Below are 24,782 nucleotides of genomic sequence, written 5' to 3' on the forward strand. Positions count from 1 at the left end.
CACCTGATGGCCCAAACCAGTTCTCGTCAAGAACTCCTTGACCGTCGACCCCAGGAACTCGACCTGGGGTCGACGGGCAAAGGCGGCGACCGCATCTTCGGCGGGCTCGCCAAGGGCTCAGGCCTGCTCGTCATCGCCCTCGTCGTCTTCGTGGGCGCCTTCCTGCTCTGGCTGGCGGTGCCGGCCCTGCAGAGCAACCAGGCCAACTTCCTCCTGTCCCGGGACTGGCTGCCCGGGCTGAACCCGCCGCGGTTCGGTATCGCCGCCCTGCTGTGGACGACAGTCCTCGCCTCGGCGTTCGCGTTGCTGCTGGCCGTTCCGGTCGCCATCGGGGTCGCGCTCTTCCTCACGCACTACGCCCCGCCCCGGCTGACGCGGCCGATCACCTACATCGTCGACCTGCTGGCCGCCGTTCCCTCGATCATCTTCGGCATCTGGGGCATCAAGGAGCTCGCACCCAAGCTCGGCCCCGTGGGGCGGTGGCTGTCCGAGCACAACCTCGGGATCCCGCTGCTCAAGCCGGGCCTGGTGGACAACGGCACGATCTTCGTCGCCGGCGTCGTCCTCGCGATCATGATCATGCCGATCATCGCGGCGTTCACCCGCGAGGTGTTCGCCCAGACGCCGCGTGAGCACCAGGAAGCCGCGCTCGCCCTCGGCGCCACGAAGTGGGAAGTGATCCGGCTGACGGTGCTGCCGTACGGCCGTTCCGGCATGGTCAGCGCGGCGATGCTCGGCCTCGGTCGGGCGCTCGGCGAGACCATCGCCATCATGATCATCCTGTCCACGCCGACGCCGGGCGCACCCTTCTCGGCCAGCCTGTTCGCGGGCGGTGAGACGTTCGCCAGCAAGATCGCCAACAACGCGGCGGAGTTCGACTCGCCGACCAAGACCGGTGCCTACATCGCCGCCGGAATGGTGCTCTTCGTCCTGACGTTCGCCGTCAACGCGCTGGCCCGGCTCATCCTCCACCAGACCGGAAGGAAGCAACGGTGAGCACGCTCACCCGGCCACAGTCAGGTCCCGGCCTTCCGGTCGACCTCACCGGTGGCCGGTCCACCGGCCGCGGCGCCCGCAACATCCTCGCCACGGTGATCATCGTCTGCTGCTTCCTGCTGGCGCTGGTCCCCCTGGTGTGGATCCTGTGGACCGTCGTCTCCAAGGGCTACTCGCAGTTGATCGACGCGAGTTGGTGGAACGAGTCCCAGCGCGGAATCACCACGCGGAACGCCGGCGGTGGCGCCTACCACGCGATCGTCGGCTCCCTCATCACGGCGCTGTGCTGTGCGGTGATCTCGGTGCCGATCGGCGTGATGGGCGCGGTCTATCTGGTGGAGTACGGCGGTCGCGGCCCGATCGCCCGCGCGGTCAGCTTCATGGTCGACATCCTCACCGGTGTCCCCTCCATCGTCGCCGCGTTGTTCGTCTACGCGCTGTGGGTGACGCTCCTCGGCTTCGAACGCGTCGGCTTCGCGGTGGCGCTGTCGCTGGTGCTGTTGATGGTGCCGACCGTGCTGCGTCTCACCGAGGAGGTCCTCCGGCTGGTCCCGAACGAACTACGCGAGGCGTCGTTCGCGCTCGGCATCCCCCGCTGGAAGACGATCCTTCGCATCGTGGTGCCCACGGCCTTCAGCGGCATCGTGACCGGCGTGATGCTCGGCCTCGCCCGGATCATGGGTGAGACCGCGCCGTTGCTCATCCTCGGCCCCTACACGAAGGGGATCAACCTCAACCCCTTCTCGGGCAACATGGCCGCACTGCCGACCATGATCAACCAGGACCGTACGGAGTCGTTGCAGCCGGCAGTCGACCGCACCTGGGCCGCTGCGCTCACCCTGGTGCTGCTGGTCCTTCTGCTCAACCTCATCGCGCGGGCCATCGCCCGTTTCAGCGCCGTACGCAAGTAGGAACGGAACAGAGGAAGACACCATGGCCAAAAGGATCGAGGTCTCCGATCTCGACATCTACTACGGCGCGTTCAAGGCGGTCGAAGGCGTCAACATGACCGTGGAGCCGCGCAACGTGACGGCGTTCATCGGTCCGTCCGGGTGTGGCAAGTCGACGATGCTCCGCACGCTGAACCGGATGCACGAGGTGATCCCGGGCGCTCGCGTCGACGGCAAGGTGATGCTCGACGACCAGGACCTCTACAGCTCCGACGTCGACCCGGTGGCCGTCCGCCGCGTCGTCGGCATGGTCTTCCAGCGGCCGAACCCGTTCCCCACGATGTCGATCTACGACAACGTGGCGTCCGGACTGAAGCTGAACGGCGTCCGCCAGCGAGGCGTGCTGGACACGGCCGTCGAGCGTTCCCTGCAGGGCGCGAACCTCTGGAACGAGGTCAAGGACAGGCTGAACAAGCCGGGCGGCTCGCTGTCTGGTGGTCAGCAGCAGCGCCTGTGCATCGCCCGGGCGATCGCGGTCGAGCCGCAGGTGCTCCTGATGGACGAGCCCTGCTCGGCCCTCGACCCGATCTCCACCCTCGCGATCGAGGACCTCATCTCGGAGTTGAAGGAGCAGTTCACGATCGTCATCGTGACGCACAACATGCAGCAGGCGGCGCGGGTCTCCGACGCCACCGCCTTCTTCAACCTGGCCGGCCAGGGCAAGCCCGGCAAGCTGATCGAGATGGACAGCACCCAGAAGATCTTCTCCAACCCTACGGAGAAGGCGACCGAGGCCTACATCACCGGCCGCTTCGGCTAGGTCGACACGGCCTGGGTCCATCCTGGTCCTTCGGACCCGGCGTCAGACGAGCGGCGTCCCGCGGCACATGCGGGGGCGCCGCTCGTCTGCGTTCACCGACGTTCACGGCCAGGTGCGACGACAACGCCGCCAGCGTGGACGCGGGGCGCCGCACCGAAGCGGCGCATCCGCGCCGCGATGGCAAGGCGGAGGAGAAGCCAAGAGCGGCGTCCTCTTGGCGACGACGACAACGCCGCCAGCGTGGATGCGGGGCGTCGCGCCTGCCCTTAGGGGAGGAAGAGGCGGGCGAATGTGTAGACGAGCCCCGCGACGATGGCCGCCGCCGGGATGGTGAGCACCCAGGCCACCAGGATGTTGCCGGCGACACCCCAGCGCACCGCGGACATCCGCCGGGTCGCGCCGACCCCCATGATGGCGGCGCTGACGGTGTGGGTGGTGGACACCGGAGCGTGGAACCCGATGGCCATGACGTAGAGCACGGCGGAGGCGGTGGTGTCGGCGGCGATACCGCGAGCGGGGTCGAGCTTGATCACTCGGCGGCCGAGGGTCCGCATGATCCGCCAGCCACCGGAGTAGGTGCCGAGGGCGATGGCGCCGGCCGCGGCCACCTTGACCCACAGCGGCACATCGCTCCCGGTGTGCAGGCCGGCGGTGACGAGCGCCAGCACGATGACACCCATCGTCTTCTGCGCGTCCTGCAGGCCGTGGCCGAACGCCATCGCCGCGGCGGAGACCGACTGGCCGGCCCGGAACCCGCGATTGGCTCGTCCAGGGTGGGCTTTCCGGAAGATCCAGAGCAAACCGATCATGACGGCGTAGGCGAGACCGAACCCGATCAGCGGCGAGAGGATCATCGGGATGACGACCTTCTCGAGGATCGTCGCCCAGTGCACCGACATGGACGCGGCGAGACCGGCACCGATCAGCCCGCCGATCAGGGCATGGGACGACGAGGACGGTAGGCCGAGCCACCAGGTCAGGAGGTTCCAGCTGATCGCGCCGACCAGTCCGGACAGGACGACGGTCATGCCGTGCACGTTCGCCGTCGGTGTGATGATCCCGCTACCGATGGTGCTCGCGACGCCCTCGGAGATGAGCGCGCCGGCGAGGTTCATGACTGCGGCGAGCAGCAACGCGGTCCGCGGGGTCAGGGCGCGCGTGGAGACCGACGTCGCGATCGCGTTGGCCGCGTCGTGGAAGCCGTTGGTGTAGTCGAAGGCGAGGGCGATCAGGACGACCGCCGCGACGAGTGCGAGCTCCATCTATCCTCCAGATCCCTGGCGGGAGCCCGCGCGGACCGACGTACTCACGACTCCTTGACCGCGATCTGTTCGACCGTGTTGGCGACCTTCTCGAAGGCGTCGATGGCGAGCTCGAGTTGCTCGATGACGTCCTTCAGCTTGAGCACGGTGAGGGCGTCGTAGGCGCCGCTGAAAAGTTTGGCGAGCATCTGCCGGTGGGTCTGGTCGCCGAGGTTCTCGAGCCGGTTGATCTCGATCCAGTACTCGTCCAGGTCACGCATGGAGCGCAGCCTGGGCATCGCCTCCGCGGTGAGCTGGGCGGCGCGTTGGAGGACCTCGACCTGCTGTTCGGTCCCCTCGGGGAGGACGTCGAGACCGTAGAGGCTGATCATGTCGACCGCCGCCTCCATGTAGTCCATGACGTCGTCGAGGCCGGCGGCCAGTCGGTAGATGTCCTCGCGGTCGAACGGCGTGACGAACGTGGAGTTGACGCGCCGGATGATCTCGTGGGTGGCCTCGTCGGCCCTGTGCTCGGCGTCCTTCATCAGGCGCGCGGTAGCCGTCTTGTCACTGTCGATGACGAGGAGGTCCGCGAGCAGGTTCGCGCCCTCCACCAGCACGCTGGCGGATTTGGCGAAGAGATCGTAGAACGTCGTGTCTGCCGGAGTGAGACGGAAGCGCACGGCGAAAACTCCTGTCGAACGTTACCTGTCTGCGAGCAGGCCAGGGCAATGCTAAGGCGTGGACATGACGCCGGCTCCCGGCGTCACTCCACCGTCGCCTGGAGTCAACGGTGGGTCACTACCGCCAGCAGGTCGAGCAATCCGACTGCCACGACCAGCGCGACGGCACCGACAGTGAACCCTTTGCGGGGGAAGAGGGCACCAGCGGGTCCTCCCTGCACACGTCGGTATGCACGATTCGTGACGACCCAGATCGGGACCGTGACGAAAAGTACGGTGAATCCGGCTACTTCCGCCCATAGACCAGTCTGTTCCGCCATGCGGACAAGCAGTGCGCCGTTGACGGCCAGGACGAGGACGGTGCGGTTCCATGCCAGCGCGGTGCGTTCGAGTTGTGCCTCGGCGGAGAACAACCGGCCGGGGTGGCGGCGTCGGCTGGGTCTGACCATTCCACACCACCTAGCCGAATGTGATCAAATACACGCCGAGAACGAGGACGACGAGGACTGCCAGGGCCAGTCCAAGCGGCAACAGGGTCCTGGGGAGCGGCGCCCCCCGGCGCATCGCGATGAGCGTCCGTCGCCACCGGTAGTAGGCGCCGACCGAGGTGGCGACTCCGGCCACGGCGAGGACGACGGCGATCACGCGTTTGAGCCAGCCCGGCTCCACGTCGGTCAGGAACTGCGCGGCGGCTATCCCGGCGGCCCCCAGGGCCAGGCCGGTGCGGAGATAGGCGAGGAAAGTGCGTTCGTTGGCGAGACTGAAGCGGTAGTCTGGCTCGCTCTCGTCCTCGGCGTCGGCGCCGCCGTCGCGGGCGCCGGCCTCGCCGTCCGACATGATCACACTCCGCCTGATCTACCGACAACGCGTCAGCACGAGTCTAGAGTCATGGCTGAAACTCGCAGCGGGCAGCGCAGCCGATCAAACGACCCACCAGCCCAGGGGGTTCCTGTCCCATGGACGCATCGCTCACCTCCGATGACCTCGAGCTTCTTCGGAAGAGTTTCAGCCGTAACCCCGCCTACCGCCTGGTCCAGAACGCCGTGACGCAGACGTCCGTCGACGACCTGGCGCTCGACCGGGAGATCGTCGTACGGACCGACCACTCGGTCTCCCACCTGCTCGACGACTGGGCGGCGACCAACCAGAAGAGCAGTGGGCGTTGCTGGCTGTTCGCGGGCCTCAACCTGCTCCGCGTCGACGCGATGCGGAAGATGAACCTCAAGTCCTTCGAGTTCTCCCAGAACCACGTGATGTTCTGGGACAAGCTGGAGCGGGCCAACTACTTCCTCGAGGCGGTCATCGACACCGCCGACCGGGACGTCGACGACCGTACGGTCGCGTTCCTGCTGAAGGACGTCGCCAACGACGGTGGCCAGTGGAACATGTTCGCCGCCCTGGTCAAGAAGCACGGGCTGGTGCCCAAGTCCGTGATGCCGGAGACCCAGAGCTCCTCCTCGACCGGCCGGATGAACTCCGTCCTGCGCCGGCTCCTCCGCCAGGGCGCACGCGACCTGCGTGCGTTGCCGGCCGGTGATCTCGACGCCGCGAGGGAGCACAAGCAGCAGATCCTGGACGTCGTCCACCGGGTGCTGTGCCTGCATCTCGGCACGCCACCTGAGACCTTCGCCTGGCAGTGGACCGACAAGGACCGCGTGTTCCACCGCGACGGCACGCTGACCCCGCTCGAGTTCGCCGAGCGCTACGTCACGCTCCCCGTCGAGGACTACGTCTGCCTCGTCCACGACCCGCGCACCACGAGCCCACAGGGGCGGACCTTCACCGTCGACCGGCTCGGCAACGTCGTCGGCGGTGGCGCGGTCACCTACCTCAACGTCGACGGCGCGCTGATGAAGCGCCTCGCCAAGCAGACCATCATGGCCGGCGAACCGGTGTGGTTCGGCTGCGACGTGGGCAAGATGATGCGCCGCGACATCGGTATCTGGGACGCCGACCTCTACGACCTCGGCGCGATCTACGACACCTCCTTCGACCTCGACAAGGCCGACCGGCTGCTCTACCAGGAGACAGCCATGACCCACGCGATGCTGTTCACCGGCGTCGACGTCGACGAGGACACCACCCGACGCTGGCGGGTGGAGAACAGCTGGGGTGACAAGGACGCCGACCACGGCTTCTACACGATGAACGACTCGTGGTTCGACGAGTACGTCTTCGAGATCGCCGTCCGTCGTGACCAGCTCCCCGAGGAACTCCGAACGGCCCTCGACGAGGATCCGATCGTCCTGCCGGCCTGGGACCCGATGGGAGCACTCGCCCTCGCCCACTGAACCCACTGGGCTCACCGACATCACCGGGCTCACTGACATCACTGGGCTCACCCACCGTGCCCGCCACGATGCGCCGGTCGCGATCGACGCATCGTCGCGGGGGTGGCGACAGGAGCCGCACCCGCGGACTAGTGTCGAAAAGACAAGCGAGTGCAGACGCCGCCCAGGCTTTCTCCGCGGCGTCCGAGAAGAGTGCGCGGCGTCAGACACGCCCGCCCCGCCGGTGATCGGCCGACCTGGCAGGCAGAGCCTGCTCGTCGCGGTGGGAGGCAGTCGATGCCAAATAACAAAGGGGTTGTGTACATCGGTCCGGGAAAGGTCGAAGTACAGGAAATCGCCTATCCGACCCTTGAACTCCGGTCTGGGCCGGGCGTCCCGCCGATGAACGCCGGACGGCAGTGTCCGCACGGGGTGATCCTGAAGGTCGTCGCCAGCAACATCTGCGGCTCTGACCAGCACATGGTGCGCGGACGCACCACAGCTCCACAGGGGCTCGGCCTGGGTCACGAAATCACCGGCGAAATCATCGAAAAGGGACGAGACGTCGAATTCTTCAATGTCGGTGACCTGGTCTCGGTTCCGTTCAACGTCGCCTGCGGGCGTTGCCGCATGTGCAAGGAGGGCAACACCCACGTCTGCCTGAACGTCAACTCCCAACCAGGCGGCGCGTACGGCTACGTCGACATGGGTGGATGGCCAGGTGGCCAGGCGGACTACGTCATGACGCCCTACGCCGACTGGAACCTGTTGAAGTTCCCTGACAAGGACCAGGCGATGGAGAAGATCCTCGACCTGGCGATGCTGGCGGACATCTTCCCGACCGGCTACCACGGCGCGGTGACCGCCGGTGTGGGCGCGGGGTCGACCGTCTACGTCGCCGGGGCGGGACCCGTCGGACTCGCCGCCGCAGCCGCGGCCTACTTCCTCGGCGCCGCGGTCGTCATCGTCGGCGACTTCAACCAACAACGGCTCGCACAGGCCCGCAGCTTCGGCTGCGAGACCGTCGACCTCAACCAGGACGCCACCCTGAGCGCACAGATCGAGCAGATCCTCGGCATTCCCGAGGTGGACGCCGCGATCGACGCCGTGGGCTTCGAGGCCAAGGGGCAGGGCGGCAGCGCGCAGCCGGCCATCGTGCTGAACTCGATGATGGAGATCACCAGGGCCGCCGGCAAGCTCGGCATCCCGGGTCTCTACGTCACCGGTGACCCCGGCGCCGAGGACGAGGACGCACGCGTCGGCAGCCTGAAGGTCCGGATGGGCCTCGGCTGGGCGAAGGGGCACGGGTTCACCACTGGGCAGTGCCCGGTGATGAAGTACCACCGCGGCCTGATGGAGGCGATCCTGCGCGACCGGGTGCAGATCGCGAAGGCGGTGAACGCGACCGTCCTGCCGTTGGACGAAGCGCCCGAGGGGTACGCCGACTTCGACCGTGGTGAGGCGAAGAAGTTCGTCCTCGACCCGCACGGCATGCTCACGCGCTGACCTACGCGCTGACCTGATCGCCGGCCCACGCCGACCCGGTGGTGCGGCGCCCTGATCCCGGGGCGCCACCACCGGGTCGCCTGTGTGCGCGGGGCTCGGGTGAGGCGTTTCGCGCGGGCGCGACTCGGATCGCCCGAGTACATGCCGCACACTTCCGGTAGCCCCGGACCCTACTTTCGTCGGGCGGCCCAACCCACCTTGGCGGCTATCGGCGGCCGCCGCGATCCGGTGGAATCACGGACGACCACCTGTCCGACTCCAGATCCGGAGCGACCGCCATGAAGTCCCGTAGACGCTGGACCCTCTGGCTTCCAGCCGCGTTGACCAGTCTTGCCGCCGGTGGCCTGATGCTGCCAGGCGCCGCCGCCGCGGCGTCCCCGCCGTCCCCGACATCGGCTCCGACCATGTCCCTGACATCCCCCGTCTCCACGGCCGTCTCAGCCGCCGTCCCGGCAGATCGCAACGTCGACTTGTCAGTCAGCAAGGCCGAATTGACAGGACGGCCGGTCGTACGCACCGACCGCGGCCTCGTGGAGGGTACGGCGACCAAGGAGTACGAGTACTTCCAGGGCATCCCCTACGCCGCGCCGCCGGTGGGTCCGCTGCGCTGGAAGGCACCCCAGCCCGCGCCGGCCTGGCGTGGTGTCCGCTCCGCGACGACGCCCGGAGGCCCCTGCGCGCAGGGGCCCGGCGAGATCCCCGGCGGGACCACGAACGAGGACTGCCTCTACCTCAACGTCACCAGCTCGACCGGGGCCGCGTCCACGAACACGTCCACGAGCGCGGCGAAGAGCGGCACCAAGGCCAAGGCCAAGGCGCGTCCCCGCCCGGTCATCGTCTGGGTCCACGGTGGCGGCTTCACCTCGGGTGCCGGCAGCAACTACGACCCCCGCAAGCTCGCGGTCAGGGGCGACGCCGTGGTCGTCACCCTCAACTACCGGCTCGGGGTCTTCGGCTTCTTCGCCCACCCGGGCCTGCCCGGCTCGGGAACGTTCGGGCTGCAGGACCAGATCGCCGCCCTTGGCTGGGTGCACCGCAACATCGCGGCCTTCGGCGGCGACCCGCACAACGTCACCATGGCGGGTGAGTCCGCGGGCGGCATGAGCACCTGCGCGTTCCTGACCAGCCCCGCGGCGAAGGGGCTCTTCGACAAGGCCATCATGCAGAGCGGATCGTGCATGCTGAACTGGCCGACCAACACGTGGTACCCGGGCCTGGAGCGATTCGGGCCGTACGCACCGCTCTCGGAGGTCGAGGACTTCGGCAACGAGACCGCGAACGAGCTGGGATGCACCGACCCGAAGACCGCGGTCACCTGCCTGCGCCGGCTCCCGGCCGCGACCGTGCTCGGCACCCAGATGCCCTACAACCGGCCGGCCTACGACACTCCCCTGCTGCCGACCGACCCGGCGGACGCACTGCGAGCCGGACACTTCACCCGGATCCCCGTGATCTCCGGCGGAAACCGTGACGAGGGGGCCGGCAACGCGGCCGCCCTCGAGACGAACGGGCACCTCACCGAGCAGGCCTACCTCGATCTCCTCACCGACACCTTCGGCGCGGACAACGGCGCGCGGGTCGCGCAGCGGTACCCCGCCTCCGCCTACGCCTCACCGGCGCAGGCCTGGGCCGCCGTCATCACCGACCAACCCTGGTCGTGCCCGACCCTGACCGGCGACGGGCTGCTCGCCGCCAGGACCACCACCTACGCCTACGAGTTCGCCGACCGTACGGCACCCAACCTCGGCGCGCCGCCGCCCGCGGGCTTCCAGCTCGGCGCCGCGCACGCCTTCGACCTGCCCTACGTCTTCGACTTCAGCAGCCTTTTCGACCTGCGGCCGGACCAGCAGCGCCTGTCCGACCAGATGATCGAGTACTGGACGCGGTTCGCGACGACGGGGAACCCGAACGGTCCCGGCCTGCCGACCTGGCGGCCGTTCCGCGCCGGCGCCTCGGCGCCGAGCGTGCTCTCCTTCGCGACCGAAGCAGACGGCGGTGTGCGGCCGGTCGACCTGGCCGCGCGGCACCGGTGCGACCTGTGGTCGAGCCTCACCGACTGACGGTGCGGCCCACATCGGGTTGATCGGCCGGCGGGCCGGGAGCGTGCGGGAAGAGTTCCGCGACGCTCCCGAGCTCGCCGGTCACCGCATGGGCGCCGAGTGCGGAGACCTCGGCCGCCCCGTCCGCGCTGAGATAGGCCGCCGGGGACTTGCCGTGGACGCGGGCCAACAGCAGCGCGCCGGTGTGGCGTACGACGGCGGCCTCGTCCACAGCCAGGCCACCGGCAGCGGCGTACTCCGCCCGGAACGCGTCCGCGCAGGCCAGCAGCTCCGCGGCACACCGGGCGCCTGCCGACCCGGTGGTGGACAGGTGGACCGCCTTCATCACCAGGTGGTGCAGCAGGAACGCCACGTCGAAGACCGGATTGCCCGCGTGCGCCACCTCGAAGTCGAGCACCCACAGGTCGGCGGCGGGAGTACCGGAGGCGTCGGCAGCGCCGACGGCCGCACCGACCAGGACGTTCTTGGGCGAGAAGTCGCCGTGCACCAGGCACGACTGCCGGGTCAGGAGTTCGTCCAGACAGGCGAGCACCGGCTCGGCGAGGTCGGGCCGGCGGGCGGCGACGGTCCGGTGGTAGGGATCACCGCGTAGTTCCAGGAACATCGTCAGGTCGCCGTAGGTCGCGAGGCGCTCGGGGGCACCCGCGGAGGAGGCGTGCCAGGTGCCGAGGACCCGCCCGAGGGTGGCGCCCGCCGCGACGTCGACGCGGCCACCGAGCAGCACGGACCGCCACTCCGCCCAGCCAGGCGGGGCCGCGGTCATGGTGAGGACGAACTCGCTCGGGTCGTAGTCGAGGAGCCGGGGCAGGTGACCGGGTGTGAGGTCGGCGAGCCAGCCCAGCGCGGCCGCCTCGACCCCAGCGCGTTCCTGCCGGGCGGGCCACTCGTCGGCCACCGCCAGGAAAGGCAGCGGCTGCTTGACGACGTACCGCACCCCACCGGCATACACCAGGAACGTCGCCCCGCTGACCCCGCCGGCGAGAACCGTGGCTGTCGTGGGCGTGTCCGGGGTAATGACACCCCGACCGTGCAGAAAGGACGTCACGGTGTCGACGCTGAGTCGCACGGGACCGCCTCCTCGCGCTGGTGGGCGACCGGTAGGGCAAACCCCACCAGGGAACCAGGAGTCCACCGGATGGAGGAAGCCCCCGTCCCGCACGTACTGTCCCTGACATGACCAGCACCCCTGCAGCCGACCAGCGCGCCGCACGAGGTTACTTCCACCAACTCGGCGTACGTTCCCTCTACGTCCTCGTTGGATTTCCGCTCGCCATCGTCCGTTTCGTGGTGTTGATGACGATGCTGGCCGTCGGGATCGCCACCAGCGTCGTATTCGTCGGGCTGCCGGTACTGGCCGGCACGATGCAGGTGGCCCGCGGCTTCGCCTTCGTCGACCGGGCCCGGCTGTCGCAGGTCCAGGGCTGGCCGGCCCGGCGCCCGGCCTACCACGGAGTCCAGAGCCGGACGTGGTTCGGCCGGCTGCTGGCCCCCGTGCGGCAGGGGCAGTCCTGGGCGGACTGGGGCCACGGCGTCCTGGGGCTCTTCCCGGCGGTGTTCGGCTTCGCCTTCACGCTGGCCTGGTGGGCGGCCTCGCTGGCCGGTGTCACGGCCTTCGCCTACATCTGGATCCTGGAACGAACCGTCGGCTACGAGGGACTCGGCACGCTGCTCGGCCTGGGTGACGCCTGGCAGATCGACGCCGGCATCAGCACCGGCCTTGGCTTCATCTTCCTGTTGACCCTGCCGGCCGTGGTCAAGGGATCTTCGGCGATGAACGCCGCCCTGGCCCGGGCCATGCTGACCAGCGACCGGGTGGCTGACCTGCACGGTCAGGTCTCCCACCTGACCGAGAGCCGCGACGCCGCGGTCTCGGCCGAGGCGTCGGCGTTGCGGAGGCTGGAGCGGGACATCCACGACGGCCCGCAGCAGCGGCTGGTCCGCCTCGCGATGGACCTGTCGGCGGCACAGCGACGGCTGGCGAAGGACCCTTCCACCGTGCAGCCGATGCTGGCCGAGGCGATCACCGCGACCAGGGAGACGCTGGACGAGTTGCGTGCCCTGTCCCGCGGCATCGCCCCGCCGATCCTCGCCGACCGGGGACTGCGGGCCGCGCTCGCCGCCGTCGCCGGACGCTCGATCGTTCCGGTCCACCTGGACGTCGACCTGCCGGACGGGGTCCGCCTGCCGCTGATGGTCGAGAACGCCGCGTACTTCCTGGTCGCCGAGGCGCTCACCAACGTCGCCAAGCACAGCAGTGCCACCAGCTGTTCGGTGCAGGTGACCCGGGAAGGGCCCGTCGTGCGGGTCATCGTGAGCGACAACGGCATCGGCGGGGCGCACACCGCGAAGGGGCACGGTCTCGCCGGGCTCACCGACCGGGTGCGGGCCGTGGGAGGGTTGCTCACAGTCGTCAGCCCGGTCGGCGGGCCGACCATCCTCACCGCAGAGTTGCCCTGGGAGGCCTCGTGAACGCCAGTCGGTTCGGTACCACCGGTCGGACGGAGACGCCGTGCGAGTCGTGATCGCCGAGGACTCGGTCCTCCTGCGCGAGGGGTTGGTCCGGTTGCTGGAGGAGGCCGACCACACCGTGGTGGCGACCGTGGGAGACGGGCCGTCCCTGGTGGAGGCCGTCCTCGCCCACAAGCCTGACGTCTCGGTGGTCGACGTCCGGATGCCACCCACCCACACCGACGAGGGGCTGCGGGCAGCGATCGAGGTACGCCGCCAGCTCCCCGGCGCCCCCGTGCTCGTCCTCTCCCAGTACGTCGAGGAGTCCTACGCCACCGACCTGGTGGCGGACCGGGTCGGGGCGGTCGGCTACCTGCTCAAGGACCGGGTGGTCGATGTCGACGAGTTCCTCGACGGTCTCGCCAGGGTGGCGGCCGGTGGCACCGTGCTCGACTCCGATGTCGTCTCCCAGCTCCTGGTCGCCCGCCGCGACCCGCTCTCCACCCTCACCCCGCGGGAGCGTGAGGTGCTCGCCCTGATGGCCGAGGGGCGCACCAACACCGCGATCTGCCAGCGTCTGGTGGTGAGCGAGGGCGCGGTGGAGAAGCACATCGGCAACATCTTCGCCAAGCTCGGCCTGGCCCAGTCGGAGTCCGACCACCGCCGGGTGATGGCGGTGCTCACCTACCTCCGCCCCTGACCGGAGTCGACCTACCGTCCCGGTGCCGCACCGCCTGGCATGACGATCACCTTCAGGTGCGCGGGAGGTTCGGCGAGCAGGGCCTCGAAGCCGTGGCTGACCACCTGGTCCAGGCCGATCCGGTCGGTGATGAGCGGGCGTACGTCGACCTTGCCGGACTCCAGCAGCGAGATCGCCTCGGGGAAGTCGACGTCGTAGGTGTGGGACAGCGAGGCGACGAGCTCCTTCTCACTCAGCAGGAACGACGTCAGCGGAAGCTCCAGAGAGCCGCCGCTGACACCGAGCAGCACGGTCCGGCCGCCCTTGCGGGTCCACTCCACGGCGCTGCGGACCGCCTCGGGGTTGCCGCCCGCCTCGAACACCACGTCGGCGCCGACTCCGCCGGTGAGGTCGGCGAGTACGTCGGTCGCATCGTGCGGGGTCGCGGTCACGTCGGCGGCCAGCCGTTCGGCCAGCGCCCTCCGCTCGGCGACCGGCTCCACCACCACGACCCGTTCGGCACCGCGTAGCCGGGCGACCTGCGCGACGAGCAGGCCGATCGTGCCGCCACCCACGACGGCGACCGTCGCGCCGGGTTCGAGCCGGGCCCGCCGGACCGCCCGCACCGCGACCGAGGTCGGTTCGCTGACGGCCGCCTGTTCGGGGAGGAGGTCGTCGGAGTACGGCAGACAGATCCGCGCCGGCGCCAGCATCTCCTCCGCGAGCCCTCCGTCAGCGCCCTGGCCGGTCGAACGCAGCCGCGCGCAGAGGGCGTAGTCGCCGCGGCGACACCAGAAACACTCGCCGCAGAACAGGTGCCCCTCCACCGCGACGCGTTGCCCCACGGCGAGATCCACGTCGGCACCGGTCTCCACGACCACGCCGGCGGACTCGTGACCCATCGTGAGTGGCCCACCGCTCCCCGCCAGGGGCGGCTCCTCCGACGGCTGGGCGTGCAGGTAGACCTCGAGGTCGGTGCCGCAGATGCCGCACGCCTCCACCCGCAACCGCACGCAGCCGGGCGGTGGGCTGCCGAGCGGCGGCAGGTCCTCGACCCGCAGATCCTTCCGACCGTGCATGCGTGCTGCGCGCATACGAGTCCCTCCGTGTCCTCGATGTCCCACTCGTACGGAGATCACCGTGTCAGCCGCGCATCGTATCCAGCAGATTTTGCGTCGTCGCAACACTGACCGACCCCGGCCCGAAACATGCGGGCGGGAAGGTGGCGTGCAGGTGGCGGTGAGGGGAGACGAATTCCATGAGTTCCATGAGTTCCATGACGCGAAGCCAGGCAGGAAGACGGGCACGGGACCGGGTTCGCGACATATCCGGCAGGCTGCCCCTGGTGGGGCTGCGTTCCGAGCCGGGATCGGACTCCGGGCCCGGTCAGGCGGGATCGCGGCGAGCGGCCCACTCCAGGGCGCTGGGCCCCGGGTCGGTGGGCTCCGGGTCGGTGATGTCGGGGCTGGTGGGCTCCGGGTCGGCGGTCCTCAGGGGCCGGCATGCGGTGCTGGTCTGGGCCCGCTCCTCCCTGGGCTAGGACACGACCCAGGTCGTGTCCTAGACGCTTCGCGGTGGCGGGAAGCGGGCGGCGAGAAATCCGAGCATGATCTGGTTGAACGCCTTGGGATTGTCCTGGTTGGCGAACAGTCCCGCCCGGCGGACGACCTGGTATCCGCACAGCGGATCCCGCGCGACCCATCGAGGTGCGCACCTGGCCAGACCGCTGGTCCGGTCGTACTGCCCTCGCACCAGCAACAACGGCTGCTCGATCCGGTAGACCGGCTCCGGATGGGCGGCGCCCGCCATGGCGCGGGCGACCATTGTCAAGGCACGCTTGTTAAAACGCTCGACCGCCTCGTACGCGGCGGTCTGCACGACCGGAGCGATGCCGGCCGCACGGGCGATCAGGTTCCTGGTCCGACCCGCACTCCGGAGTCCGGACCGCACCGGCGCCAACCATGACGCCCACGACTCCCAGGGCATTCGCGGCAGGGTCAGGCAGTCAGCGCCCACCACGATCAGGGCGGCCACGCGTTCGGGACGCTGGAAGACCGCTTCCTGTACGACGTAACCCCCGAACGCGTGGCCCACCAGGCACAGCTGCCGGACACCACTCAGACCGTCCACCAGCGCGAGCAGGTCGGCCGCCGAACCACGCGCCGTCAAGGAGACCTTGCCTGACCCTCCACGATCCCGCGATCGACTCCTGTCCCGGACGTCCCAGCGCAGCGTCTGGTACCCCGCGCTCCACAACACGTCCATCTGGCTGGCGAACATGCGGTGGTCGGAGAAGGCGCCCGGCGTGAGGACGACCATCGGGGCGCGCTGCGGGCCGGCCCGCCAGTAGTGGATGGAGTATCCGGAACGGTCGATGACCCCCACGCCTTCCCGCACAGGACAGCTCCTGCCCATGCCGGAACGGCCTTACGCCGAGGCGGGCATCCGTCCCGTCGCGCCAGACCGGCGAAAAGCGAGCCAGGTAACACGATTCGGCGACACGAGGGCCACGAGCGAGCGATCCGCGACGAGGGAGAGGACGTCGCGGACCGAGCGAAACTCAGTAGTAGAAGGGAAAGGGCGACCAGTCCGGCGCACGCTTCTCCAGGAACGCGTCCCGCCCTTCCGCGGCCTCATCGGTCATATAGGCCAGCCGGGTGGCTTCCCCCGCGAAGAGTTGCTGACCGACCAGACCGTCGTCAATGGCGTTGAAGGCATACTTCAACATCCGTAGCGCGGTCGGGCTCTTCCGGTTGATCTCCTGCGCCCACTCCAGGGCGACCCGCTCCAGCTCGGCATGGGGTACGACGGCGTTCACCATCCCCATCCGGTGCGCCTCCTCCGCGTCGTAGGCGCGCCCCAGGAAGAAGATCTCGCGGGCGAACTTCTGCCCGACCTGGCGGGCGAGATACGCCGACCCGAACCCGCCGTCGAAGCTCGCGACGTCGGCGTCGGTCTGCTTGAAGCGCGCGTGCTCGCGGCTGGCCAGGGTGAGGTCGGCGACGACGTGCAGGCTGTGCCCACCGCCGGCCGCCCAGCCGGGTACGACGCACATCACGATCTTCGGCATGAACCGGATCAGCCGCTGCACCTCGAGGATGTGCAGCCGGCCCAGCTTCGCCGGGTCGACGCTCTGCGCGGTCTCCCCCTCGGCGTACTGGTAGCCCGCCCGACCGCGGATCCGCTGGTCGCCACCCGAACAGAACGCCCACCCGCCGTCCCGGGCGGAGGGACCGTTGCCGGTGAGGATGACGCAGCCGACGTCGGAGGTCGTTCGGGCGTGGTCGAGCGCGCGGTAGAGCTCGTCGACGGTGTGCGGACGGAAGGCGTTGCGAACCTCCGGCCGGTTGAACGCGATCCGGACGGTGCCCTGGTCGACCGCGCGGTGGTAGGTGAGGTCGGTGAAATCGAAGCCGTCGACCGGCTTCCACGCCGCCGGGTCGAACAGCTCCGAAACCTCGTCGCCGTGGGTCTCCATCTGCGCGTCACCTTTCCCGTCCACCGGCCGGGGTTCTCCCGCCGGACCCCGCCGCGCCTCCCTCACCGGCGCCCCTGCGCCACCGCGGCGGCTCCCACGATCGTGCCACCCGCCCGTCCCTGCCCACGCACGAGCCAGCCCGCAACCCCGCCGCCAGCCGCCCGCGATCACGCTGGACCGGCCCCACCGTCCCGACACACGGCTTCCCGTGATCACGAACGGTCACATACGCGGCCGAAAACGGCATGGTCACTGGACGCTGGGCGAGGAGAGAAGCATGCGAACCGGCCGGGGCCGGGGCGGACAGGGCCTAGACTGTCGACCTCGCGCGACGTTCCGTTACGACCACCCGAGCGTTCCGTTCCGCCCGGACGCTTCGAAAGATCGTCCGGGCAGACCGTAGGACCGTTTCCTCGGTCCGTGTCGGTTCGTCGCCCGATCCATGACGTCGCCCTGTCCCCGCCCGCGACTGCCAGCCGGCACCCGAGGCTCTGGTTCCCCGCCAGCGCCAAGCACCGCCGAACGGAGGAGGGACCCGCCGTGGTGAGCTCCCGCGCACTACCCGGCGGGATTCGGCGACCCTCGGCGGCGCTGGTCGGACTGTTCCTGACGGTCCTGGTCTGCGCGGGCTACCCGGGCGGGTCGGTGCCGCTGCTGTCCGGCGCCCACCGCACCGCCGTCCTCACCGGCGCACAGTCAGCCGGTACGACGACCGCGGGTCCGGCCACGCCACGCAAGACCTCCTCCCGCGGGCACGCCTACACCGCCCCGGCGCCCGGACACACGACCGGCCACCGGGGTGACCTCGCCAGGGCGGCAACACCCCAGCACTCCCACCGCAAGCTCGGCACCGGGCCCGCCCCGGCCGCCGGTGCGGTCGGCCCGCACGGATGGGACCCGAACCTCCCCGCCGCCTCGACGCCTCGAAGTCCCGACCGCGCCCACCCGGCCGCGGCGTTCCTCGGCGGCACCGGCGTCCGCGCACCCCCGGCACCGCGGACCGCCTGACCCGCGCCGCCGCGGTCACCTCACCAGGGCATCACTGCCCGGTCGTCACCGTCCCCAGCCAGTCCTCGGCTGGTCCTCAGCTGATCGCCGCTGGTCCTGAGCGGATCACGACCACGGTCACGGTCACCGTTCTCAGCGCCCGTCCCCCGCCGCGCCCGGCCCCCGCCGGTGCCAGCGCGACGGCGGCGTCCGCGGGTTCAGGCGCACGCGCCCATGCCCGTTCCGAACACGCCGGAGCCATCGTGTCCCGAGCACCCCTTGTCCGCGCCATCCTCACGTTCGGCATCCTCGCCACCGCGCTGTACTTCGCGATCAGTACGCCCGCCCGTCTGGGTCTCGACCTGCGCGGTGGCACCCAGATCGTCCTGGAGACCCGGGACAGTCCCACCGCCAAGGCCAACGCCGAGTCCACCGACCGCGCCCTCCAGGTCCTGAACCGCCGGGTCGACGCGCTCGGCGTCTCCGAGCCCATCCTCACCAGGTCCGGCGAACGACGCATCATCGTCGAACTCCCCGGCGTCCAGGACCCCAGAGAAGCCGAGGAGGTGATCGGCAAGACCGCCCAGCTGACCTTCCACCCCGTCACCGGCATCGCCCAGCCGAACGAGAAGCCGAAACAGGGCGAACGCATCGTTCCCGACGAGGGCGGCCAGCCGTTGCGGCTGGGCCCGGCGGCACTGACCGGCGAGGGCGTCAGCGACGCGGCCGGCGGAACCGACCCGCAGCAGGGCCTCGGCTGGTTCGTCACGGTCGACTTCAACGGCTCCGGCGGTGGCGCCTGGAAGGACCTCACCGCCAAGGCCGCGTGCGCGGCTCCCAACGACCCGACCCGCCGGATCGCGATCGTCCTCGACGACCGGGTGATCTCCTCTCCCCAGGTCGACCCGAGCGTCCCCTGCAACGTCGGCATCCCCGGTAACAACACCCAGATCACCGGCAACTTCACCCAGGAGTCGGCTCAGGAACTCGCCGTCCTGGTCAAGGGTGGCGCGCTGCCGGTACCCGTCGAGATCATCGAGCAGCGCACCGTCGGCCCGACGCTCGGAGCGGACGCGATCGACGCCAGTTGGAAGGCCGCGGCGATCGGTCTGGCGCTCACCGGCCTGTTCATCATCGTCGTCTACCGCCTGATGGGCCTGCTCGCGACGGTCGCACTGGCGTTGTACGCCCTCCTGTCGTACGCCCTCCTCGTCGCCCTCGGCGCGACGCTGACGTTGCCGGGACTCGCCGGGTTCGTCCTCGCGATCGGCATGGCCATCGACGCCAACGTGCTCGTCTTCGAACGAGCGCGGGAGGAGTACGCCGCGGCGCCCAAGAAGGGCCTGTCCTCAGCACTGTCGCGCGGCTACTCGGGTGCGTGGTCGGCGATCATCGACTCCAACGTCACGACCCTGCTCGCGGCCGGGTTGTTGTTCTTCCTCGCCTCCGGGCCGGTCCGTGGCTTCGGTGTCACGCTGTCGATCGGTGTGCTCGCCTCCATGGTGACGGCACTGATCGTGGCGCGGTTGTTCACCGAATGGGCCGTCCGCCGGACCTTCGTCCGCAACCGTCCCGGCATCAGTGGGATCGGTTCGATCGGCCGGGTGCGCACCTGGCTGACCGAGCGTAACCCCGACCTGATGAAGCGTGGCCGGCTCTGGCTGGGTATCGCCGGGCTGCTGGTTGTCGTGGCGTTGACCGGCATCTTCACCCGCGGGCTCAACTGGGGTGTGGAGTTCACCGGTGGGCGCCTCATCGAGTACTCCATGAGCCGTGCGGTCGACGTCGACGCCGCTCGGGAGGCCGTCGCCGACGCGGGCTTCCCACGCGCGGTCGTGCAGCGCTCCGGCGAGGACAACATCTCGGTACGAACCAGTGAGCTGACCAACGACGAGGCCTTCGAGGTCGAGCAGGCGCTGGCCAAGGTGGGCGGGGACGTCACCAAGGAACGCGACGAACTGATCGGGCCGAGCCTCGGCAACGAGCTACGCACCAAGGCGCTGATCGCCTTGGGGGTGGCCCTGCTCGCGCAGATGCTCTATCTCGCGATCCGGTTCAGATGGACGTTCGGGGTCGGCGCCGTCCTCGCGATGTTCCACGACATCGTCATCGTCACCGGTCTGTTCGCCTGGCTGGGCAAACCGATCGACGGCGTCTATCTCGCCGCCGCGCTCACCATCATCGGCCTGTCGGTGAACGACACGGTGGTGGTGTTCGACCGGGTGCGGGAGCTGTGGGCGGCCAATCCGAAGACGCCGTTCCGGCAGAGCGCCAACACCGCGGCGCTGCAGACGGTGCCGAGAACGATCAACACCGGGCTCGGCGCGATGTTCATCCTGGCGGCTCTGGCGTTCCTCGGCGGCGACTCGCTGACCGACTTCGCCATCGCGCTCCTCGCCGGGTTGTTCATCGGGACCTACTCCTCGACGTTCACGGCGACGCCGATCGCGATCGAACTCCAGGCGAAGAGCAAGTCCGGGCCGCCGCGCTCGCGGACGAAGGCGCCGCAGTCGGCCGCCCGCAAGCGCGCCCAGCGCGCGGGCTCCGGCGCGGTCGTCTAGGACGTTCCTGGTGCGGGTCGCTGTCGGCTGCCGGCAGCGACCCGCCCGGGAGCGACTGGTCTCTTGTTTGCCCGACGACAACGCCGCCAGCGTGGATGCGGGGCCTGCCGTGGAGCGGCGTATCCGCACCGCGATGGCAAGGCGGAGGAGAAGCCGATAGCGGTGTCCTATTGGCGCCGACGACAACGCCGCCAGCGTGGATGCGGGACGTCGCGAACCGTTAGGGGAGGCCGCCAGTGGCTTGAATGTTGTGCCCGGTGATCCAGCCACCGTCGGGCCCGGCGAGGAACGCCACCACGGCCGCGATGTCGCCGGGCGTTCCGAGTCGGCCGAGCGGTGTCATCTGCGGAATCATCGCCAGCCGCTCGGGCGGGTTGACCGCGCGCAGGAGTTCGGTGTCGGTGGCGCCCGGCGAGACGATGTTGGCGGTGATGCCGCGGCCACCGAGTTCCTTGGCGGCGGTGCGGGTCAGCAGTTCCACCGCTGCCTTGCTGGCCTGGTAGAGCCCGTTGTTCGGTGCGGGGAGGACGGTGTTGAGGGTGGAGACGGTGATGATCCGGCCCCCGTCGCGCAGGCGTCTGGCCGCCTCCTGCAGGGCGATGAAGGTGCCCTTGGCGTTGGCGTTCATCATCGCGTCGTAGTCGTCCTCGGTGACCTCGGCCAGGCTGGTCCGCTCGCTCACGACGTTGGTGGCGGCGTTGTTGACCAGGATGTCCAGCTCGCCGAGCAGCCGCTCGGCCTCCTCGAAGACCTGGCGTACGTCGGCGACGTTGCCGAGGTCCATCCGGACCGCGTGGGCCGTGGCGCCGGACGCCTCGATCTTCGCGGCGAGCTCGGCGGCGGCACTCTCCTCGCGGCGGAACGTAAACACCACGTGCGCGCCGTCCGCCGTCAGGCGTTCCACGATCGCTCGTCCGATCCCCCGCGACCCGCCCGTGACGATCGCGGTCTTCCCTGCGAGCTCCGTCATGCGTCATCCCCCTTCGGCACCACCCACAAGGAGGTGGAGTGGTCGACGGCCTTCAGGGACCAACCTACCCATCCGTGGCCGCCACGCCCGCGTCCAGAAACCGCGTCCGTACGCCGATTCCGCTGCGATTCCATATCGAGTCCACACCGATTCCACGCAGCGGCAGTGTCGTGGCCATGTGGTGTCCAGCCACGCGTCGGCTCCGGAGCCGGATGGTCGGGCCGCGTTTCCCCCGATCGGTGAGGCGAGCATGATCTGCTAGGACAGGCAGGCTTCCACGCAGAAGTTCCAGGCGGACATCCAGGCAGAGAGGACGGACCAGGTGCGCGCAAGCGGCGAACAGCACACCCTCGCGGCAGCGGACTACACGGCGACGGTCACCGAGGTCGGGGCGACCCTGCGCGAGCTGCGCCACTCCGGGCGAGAGCTGGTGGTGGGGTTCGGCGCGGAGGAGATGCGTCCAGCCTTCCGGGGTGCTGTTCTCGCGCCCTGGCCCAACCGGATCGGCGACGGCTCCTATGACTTCGGCGGGCGCTCCCACCAGCTCGCCCTGAGTGAACCCGACCGCCACAACGCACTGCACGGCCTGGTCGCCTGGTCGAGCTGGTCCCTCGTCGAGCGGGACGACAGCCGCGTCGTCCTCGGGTACCGGTTGTTCCCGCAGGTGGGCTACCCCTTCCTGCTGGAGCTGACCGCGTCGTACGAGCTCAGCGCCGACGGCCTGCGCTGCACGATCGCCGCGGTCAACGGCAGCGACACCGACGCGCCCTACGGCTGCGCGCCACACCCCTACCTCGTGGCCGGCTCGGGCCGGGTCGACGACTGGTCGCTAGAGCTCCCGGCGAGCCAGTACCTCCAGGTCACTCCTGACCGGCTGTTGCCGCGCGGGCTCGCCGACGTGGCCGAGACCGAGTTCGACTTCCGTACGGCGCGCCGGATCGACACGACGTTCCTCGACCACGCCTTCACCGGCCTAGCGCCGGAGGCAGACGGAACGGTTCGTGCGCGCGTGCGCACCGCCGAGGGACGTGGTGTCGAGATGCGGTGGGACGCCGGCTGTCCCTGGGTGCAGGTGCACACGGCCGACCGCCCCGAGCCCGCGCACAGCCGGATCGGCCTCGCCGTCGAACCCATGACCTGCCCGCCCGACGCCTTCAACTCCGGCACCGACCTGATCGTGTTGGCTCCGGGTGAGCGGCACGAGGCCAGCTGGGCCTACGCCGCGATCTGACCGCTTGGCTCCGCCGGCGGAGTCGGCATTCTGCCCTCCACATGTCGGTGCGGCGACTTAGGCTTGGCGCCCGCGACATGGAGGGGACCGGATGAGATTCGTCAGCGACACCACCCTGCTGGGCCGGGCGGCCGGCTTCGCCGCCCGGCACGCAGCCGGCAACACCGCCCCGATTCCCGCGCTCAGCGGGCTGCGGATCTCCGCCGCCGACGACGCCGTACGCCTGACCGGCTACGACTACGAGGCCAGCTCCACGGTCCGGCTGGAGGCGGAGGTCGACGAGCCGGGCGAGCTGTTGGTGCCGGGCCGGGTGTTCGCGGAGATCGTGCAGGCACTGCCGACGGGGCCGGTCAGCGTCCACAGCCGGGCGGGAGTCGTGGAGATCTCGGCCGGGACGAGCGAGTTCACGCTGCCCACGTTGCCGCTGGCCGACTACCCCGAGTTGCCGTCGCCGCCGGATCCGATCGGTGTTCTCGACGGCGCGGCGTTCGGCAAGGCGGTCACCCAGATGTCACGGATCGCGATCCGGGGTGACGTCGTACCCGTCCTGTCCGGCACCCTGCTCGAGTTCGGCGAGGAGTCGGTGACGTTGACGTCGTCCGACCGGTTCCGGGTCGCGATCCACCAGCTGCCGTGGAAGGCCACCGGTGCCGGCCTCCCCGTCCGCGCGGTCGTGCCCGCCCGGCTGCTCGCCGACACTGTGAAGGGGCTCGGCGCCGCCCAGCCACTCACCGTCGGCGTGGGCGGCGACTCGCTGCTCAGCCTGGGCAGCGACGAGCGCCTGACCACTCTGCGGCTGCTCGACGACACCTATCCCGCGCTGCGGAGCAAGGTGCCGAAGGCCTTCGTCGGGACGGTCACCTTCGCCGTGGAGGACCTCCGCGCCGCGGTGCGCCGGGTCTGCATCGTCGCCGACCGCTACGCGGCGGTGATGCTGACCATCGAGGCCGACGAGGCGGTCGTGGGTGCGGCCGGAGACGTCGACACCCGTGGCCGGGAACGAGTGCCGTGCCGGCTCGAGGGCGGCGGCGCCACGGTCGCGTTCAACGCCGGCTATCTTCTCGACGGGCTGGACGGGCTCGACACGACGTTCGCCCGGCTGTCGTTCAGCGAGGGCATCCGGGCCGCCCTGCTCACCGGGTGCGAGGAGATCGACGGCGAGCCGCGTCCCGACGTTCTCTACGTCGCGATGCCACGCCGACTGCCGAACTGAGCGAAGGGTCCGCGCGGGCCTGGACGTCGGAGCGCCACCTGAGGAGGCGCCCGGCTCAGGCGCCGTCGAGGTCGATCAGGTCGAGCGCGACGTTCAGGGCCGACTGCTGGGCAGCCTCCGGGGTCAGCGTCTCGTCCTCGTTGAGCAGGGTCGCTCCGCCGACGTGCATGCTGACGATGGCGAGGAGCGTCTTGATCCGGCGTTCGGGGGTGGCGTCCTCCTCGCACAGCACCCCGTGCAGCGACCGCATCCGCTGCTGGAAGCGTTCGCCGAGGCCGGACTTGTGCATGCCGGCGGGGTTCTGCTGGAAGAAGCGCATCGAGGGGAAGCGCCGGGCCACGATGCCGTTGTAGTGCCGGACCACTTCCTGCCTGGTCTCGGCGGTGCGGGGCTGTTGGCTCGCCCAGGCCACCAACTCGTCGATATCGCTGAGGAAGTCGTCCACCGTCGAGGCGACGATCTCCTCCTTGGACTTGAAGTGGTAGTAGAGCGCCGCCTTGGTCACGCCGAGTCGATCGGCGATCTCCCGGAGGGAGGTCGTGTCGTATCCCTGTTCGGCGAACAGGTCGAGGGCCACCTCCTGGATCCGCGCGCGGGTGTCGGAGCGCGCCGCGCGCGGATGACCGCCCGCGTCTGACGAGCCGGCCGACTCACTCGCGAGATCCGCCATACGTGTCCTCCCAGGAGGGCTTGACGAGGAATTTACTTGACGGCCGGTTAGTGCCGTCCTTACTTTACGGTAAGTAGGT

The 24,782-nt window shown here is 69.7% G+C and carries 23 protein-coding genes; 12 read left to right on the forward strand and 11 right to left on the reverse strand.

Translation table 11 applies throughout. From position 1 onward, the window contains the following. The first annotated feature begins 6 nt into the window (after positions 1–6). Genes pstC through pstB form a run of 3 tightly spaced genes read left to right on the forward strand, consistent with a single transcriptional unit; the run spans position 7 to position 2,706 of the window. A complete protein-coding gene (pstC, locus tag HEB94_RS46625) occupies positions 7–996 on the forward strand; it encodes a phosphate ABC transporter permease subunit PstC (RefSeq protein WP_192755775.1) in 990 nt (329 codons plus the stop codon). After that, on the forward strand, positions 993–1,907 hold the full coding sequence (gene pstA / locus HEB94_RS46630) for a phosphate ABC transporter permease PstA (RefSeq protein ID WP_192755776.1): 915 nt from the start codon (positions 993–995) through the stop codon (positions 1,905–1,907). The genes pstC and pstA overlap by 4 nt, the downstream gene beginning before the upstream one ends. Before the next feature lie 22 nt (positions 1,908–1,929). After that, complete coding sequence (gene pstB / locus HEB94_RS46635; protein ID WP_192755777.1) at positions 1,930–2,706, forward strand: phosphate ABC transporter ATP-binding protein PstB; 777 nt, start codon at positions 1,930–1,932, stop codon at positions 2,704–2,706. 266 nt (positions 2,707–2,972) lie between these two features. On the opposite strand, the gene HEB94_RS46640 is transcribed toward pstB, so the two are convergent. The 4 genes from HEB94_RS46640 to HEB94_RS46655 form a co-directional block, all read right to left on the reverse strand. Beyond that, positions 2,973–3,968, reverse strand: a complete 996-nt coding sequence (locus HEB94_RS46640) for an inorganic phosphate transporter (protein ID WP_192755778.1) — start codon at positions 3,966–3,968, stop codon at positions 2,973–2,975. A gap of 44 nt (positions 3,969–4,012) precedes the next feature. Next, a complete protein-coding gene (locus HEB94_RS46645) occupies positions 4,013–4,630 on the reverse strand; it encodes a DUF47 family protein (protein WP_192755779.1) in 618 nt (205 codons plus the stop codon). A 104-nt stretch (positions 4,631–4,734) separates the two neighbouring features. Next, positions 4,735–5,079, reverse strand: coding sequence for a DUF202 domain-containing protein (locus HEB94_RS46650; protein ID WP_192755780.1), 345 nt, complete (start codon positions 5,077–5,079; stop codon positions 4,735–4,737). 10 nt (positions 5,080–5,089) lie between these two features. Beyond that, positions 5,090–5,467 carry a YidH family protein gene (locus tag HEB94_RS46655; RefSeq protein ID WP_192755781.1) on the reverse strand — a complete coding sequence of 126 codons (378 nt, stop codon included), beginning with the start codon at positions 5,465–5,467 and terminating at the stop codon, positions 5,090–5,092. A 119-nt stretch (positions 5,468–5,586) separates the two neighbouring features. Between HEB94_RS46655 and HEB94_RS46660 the strand changes: the two genes are divergently transcribed. The 3 genes from HEB94_RS46660 to HEB94_RS46670 all read left to right on the forward strand — a co-directional run bounded on the left by HEB94_RS46660 (position 5,587) and on the right by HEB94_RS46670 (position 10,466). Then, the gene (locus HEB94_RS46660; RefSeq protein ID WP_192755782.1) at positions 5,587–6,921 is read left to right on the forward strand and encodes a C1 family peptidase; all 1,335 of its coding nucleotides are present in this window, start codon (positions 5,587–5,589) and stop codon (positions 6,919–6,921) included. Positions 6,922–7,197: 276 nt separating this feature from the next. Next, on the forward strand, positions 7,198–8,406 hold the full coding sequence (gene fdhA / locus HEB94_RS46665) for a formaldehyde dehydrogenase, glutathione-independent (RefSeq protein ID WP_192755783.1): 1,209 nt from the start codon (positions 7,198–7,200) through the stop codon (positions 8,404–8,406). A 404-nt stretch (positions 8,407–8,810) separates the two neighbouring features. Beyond that, positions 8,811–10,466: a carboxylesterase/lipase family protein gene (locus HEB94_RS46670; protein ID WP_192755784.1), complete on the forward strand. Its 1,656-nt coding sequence runs from the start codon at positions 8,811–8,813 to the stop codon at positions 10,464–10,466. Here HEB94_RS46670 and HEB94_RS46675 read toward each other — a convergent pair. Beyond that, a complete protein-coding gene (locus HEB94_RS46675) occupies positions 10,456–11,532 on the reverse strand; it encodes a phosphotransferase (RefSeq protein ID WP_192755785.1) in 1,077 nt (358 codons plus the stop codon). The genes HEB94_RS46670 and HEB94_RS46675 overlap by 11 nt on opposite strands. Before the next feature lie 107 nt (positions 11,533–11,639). Here HEB94_RS46675 and HEB94_RS46680 point away from each other — a divergent pair, with 107 nt between their 5' ends. Both HEB94_RS46680 and HEB94_RS46685 read left to right on the forward strand, forming a co-directional pair. After that, positions 11,640–12,935 carry a sensor histidine kinase gene (locus HEB94_RS46680; protein ID WP_192755786.1) on the forward strand — a complete coding sequence of 432 codons (1,296 nt, stop codon included), beginning with the start codon at positions 11,640–11,642 and terminating at the stop codon, positions 12,933–12,935. Between the two features lie 40 nt (positions 12,936–12,975). After that, the gene (locus HEB94_RS46685; RefSeq protein WP_192755787.1) at positions 12,976–13,614 is read left to right on the forward strand and encodes a response regulator; all 639 of its coding nucleotides are present in this window, start codon (positions 12,976–12,978) and stop codon (positions 13,612–13,614) included. A gap of 11 nt (positions 13,615–13,625) precedes the next feature. On the opposite strand, the gene HEB94_RS46690 is transcribed toward HEB94_RS46685, so the two are convergent. From HEB94_RS46690 to HEB94_RS46700, 4 genes are all read right to left on the reverse strand, one after another. After that, positions 13,626–14,687 carry a zinc-binding dehydrogenase gene (locus HEB94_RS46690; protein ID WP_192755788.1) on the reverse strand — a complete coding sequence of 354 codons (1,062 nt, stop codon included), beginning with the start codon at positions 14,685–14,687 and terminating at the stop codon, positions 13,626–13,628. Between the two features lie 49 nt (positions 14,688–14,736). Beyond that, a complete protein-coding gene (locus HEB94_RS53110) occupies positions 14,737–14,871 on the reverse strand; it encodes a hypothetical protein (protein ID WP_273377455.1) in 135 nt (44 codons plus the stop codon). 282 nt (positions 14,872–15,153) lie between these two features. Then, the gene (locus tag HEB94_RS46695; protein WP_192755789.1) at positions 15,154–15,990 is read right to left on the reverse strand and encodes an alpha/beta fold hydrolase; all 837 of its coding nucleotides are present in this window, start codon (positions 15,988–15,990) and stop codon (positions 15,154–15,156) included. A 163-nt stretch (positions 15,991–16,153) separates the two neighbouring features. Beyond that, positions 16,154–17,071, reverse strand: a complete 918-nt coding sequence (locus tag HEB94_RS46700) for a 1,4-dihydroxy-2-naphthoyl-CoA synthase (RefSeq protein ID WP_192755790.1) — start codon at positions 17,069–17,071, stop codon at positions 16,154–16,156. A 543-nt stretch (positions 17,072–17,614) separates the two neighbouring features. On the opposite strand from HEB94_RS46700, the gene HEB94_RS46705 reads away from it, so the two are divergent. After that, complete coding sequence (locus HEB94_RS46705; RefSeq protein ID WP_192755791.1) at positions 17,615–18,079, forward strand: hypothetical protein; 465 nt, start codon at positions 17,615–17,617, stop codon at positions 18,077–18,079. Positions 18,080–18,321: 242 nt separating this feature from the next. Beyond that, complete coding sequence (secD, locus tag HEB94_RS46710; protein ID WP_192755792.1) at positions 18,322–20,619, forward strand: protein translocase subunit SecD; 2,298 nt, start codon at positions 18,322–18,324, stop codon at positions 20,617–20,619. Between the two features lie 220 nt (positions 20,620–20,839). On the opposite strand, the gene HEB94_RS46715 is transcribed toward secD, so the two are convergent. Further along, positions 20,840–21,589, reverse strand: a complete 750-nt coding sequence (locus tag HEB94_RS46715) for an SDR family oxidoreductase (RefSeq protein WP_192755793.1) — start codon at positions 21,587–21,589, stop codon at positions 20,840–20,842. A 322-nt stretch (positions 21,590–21,911) separates the two neighbouring features. Here HEB94_RS46715 and HEB94_RS46720 point away from each other — a divergent pair, with 322 nt between their 5' ends. Both HEB94_RS46720 and dnaN read left to right on the forward strand, forming a co-directional pair. Continuing rightward, positions 21,912–22,820 (forward strand): aldose 1-epimerase family protein, encoded by a 909-nt coding sequence (locus HEB94_RS46720; protein ID WP_192755794.1) that lies wholly within the window; start codon positions 21,912–21,914, stop codon positions 22,818–22,820. A gap of 91 nt (positions 22,821–22,911) precedes the next feature. Continuing rightward, the gene (gene dnaN / locus HEB94_RS46725; protein WP_192755795.1) at positions 22,912–24,033 is read left to right on the forward strand and encodes a DNA polymerase III subunit beta; all 1,122 of its coding nucleotides are present in this window, start codon (positions 22,912–22,914) and stop codon (positions 24,031–24,033) included. A gap of 55 nt (positions 24,034–24,088) precedes the next feature. Here the strand turns inward: dnaN and HEB94_RS46730 are convergent, their stop codons facing one another. Next, a complete protein-coding gene (locus HEB94_RS46730; protein WP_192755796.1) occupies positions 24,089–24,703 on the reverse strand; it encodes a TetR/AcrR family transcriptional regulator in 615 nt (204 codons plus the stop codon). Positions 24,704–24,782 lie beyond the last annotated feature (79 nt).

The sequence above is a fragment of the Actinopolymorpha pittospori genome (assembly GCF_014873875.1).
Classification (GTDB): domain Bacteria; phylum Actinomycetota; class Actinomycetes; order Propionibacteriales; family Actinopolymorphaceae; genus Actinopolymorpha; species Actinopolymorpha pittospori.

Coding starts and splice junctions, on each gene's coding strand:
- pstC (WP_192755775.1), top strand. CDS start 7: ATGGCCCAAACCAGTTCTCGTCAAGAACTCCTTGACCGTCGACCCCAG.
- pstB (WP_192755777.1), top strand. CDS start 1,930: ATGGCCAAAAGGATCGAGGTCTCCGATCTCGACATCTACTACGGCGCG.
- HEB94_RS46640 (WP_192755778.1), bottom strand. CDS start 3,968: ATGGAGCTCGCACTCGTCGCGGCGGTCGTCCTGATCGCCCTCGCCTTC.
- HEB94_RS46650 (WP_192755780.1), bottom strand. CDS start 5,079: ATGGTCAGACCCAGCCGACGCCGCCACCCCGGCCGGTTGTTCTCCGCC.
- HEB94_RS46655 (WP_192755781.1), bottom strand. CDS start 5,467: ATGTCGGACGGCGAGGCCGGCGCCCGCGACGGCGGCGCCGACGCCGAG.
- HEB94_RS46660 (WP_192755782.1), top strand. CDS start 5,587: ATGGACGCATCGCTCACCTCCGATGACCTCGAGCTTCTTCGGAAGAGT.
- fdhA (WP_192755783.1), top strand. CDS start 7,198: ATGCCAAATAACAAAGGGGTTGTGTACATCGGTCCGGGAAAGGTCGAA.
- HEB94_RS46670 (WP_192755784.1), top strand. CDS start 8,811: ATGTCCCTGACATCCCCCGTCTCCACGGCCGTCTCAGCCGCCGTCCCG.
- HEB94_RS46680 (WP_192755786.1), top strand. CDS start 11,640: ATGACCAGCACCCCTGCAGCCGACCAGCGCGCCGCACGAGGTTACTTC.
- HEB94_RS46690 (WP_192755788.1), bottom strand. CDS start 14,687: ATGCGCGCAGCACGCATGCACGGTCGGAAGGATCTGCGGGTCGAGGAC.
- HEB94_RS53110 (WP_273377455.1), bottom strand. CDS start 14,871: ATGGAACTCATGGAACTCATGGAATTCGTCTCCCCTCACCGCCACCTG.
- HEB94_RS46700 (WP_192755790.1), bottom strand. CDS start 17,071: ATGGAGACCCACGGCGACGAGGTTTCGGAGCTGTTCGACCCGGCGGCG.
- HEB94_RS46715 (WP_192755793.1), bottom strand. CDS start 21,589: ATGACGGAGCTCGCAGGGAAGACCGCGATCGTCACGGGCGGGTCGCGG.
- dnaN (WP_192755795.1), top strand. CDS start 22,912: ATGAGATTCGTCAGCGACACCACCCTGCTGGGCCGGGCGGCCGGCTTC.
- HEB94_RS46730 (WP_192755796.1), bottom strand. CDS start 24,703: ATGGCGGATCTCGCGAGTGAGTCGGCCGGCTCGTCAGACGCGGGCGGT.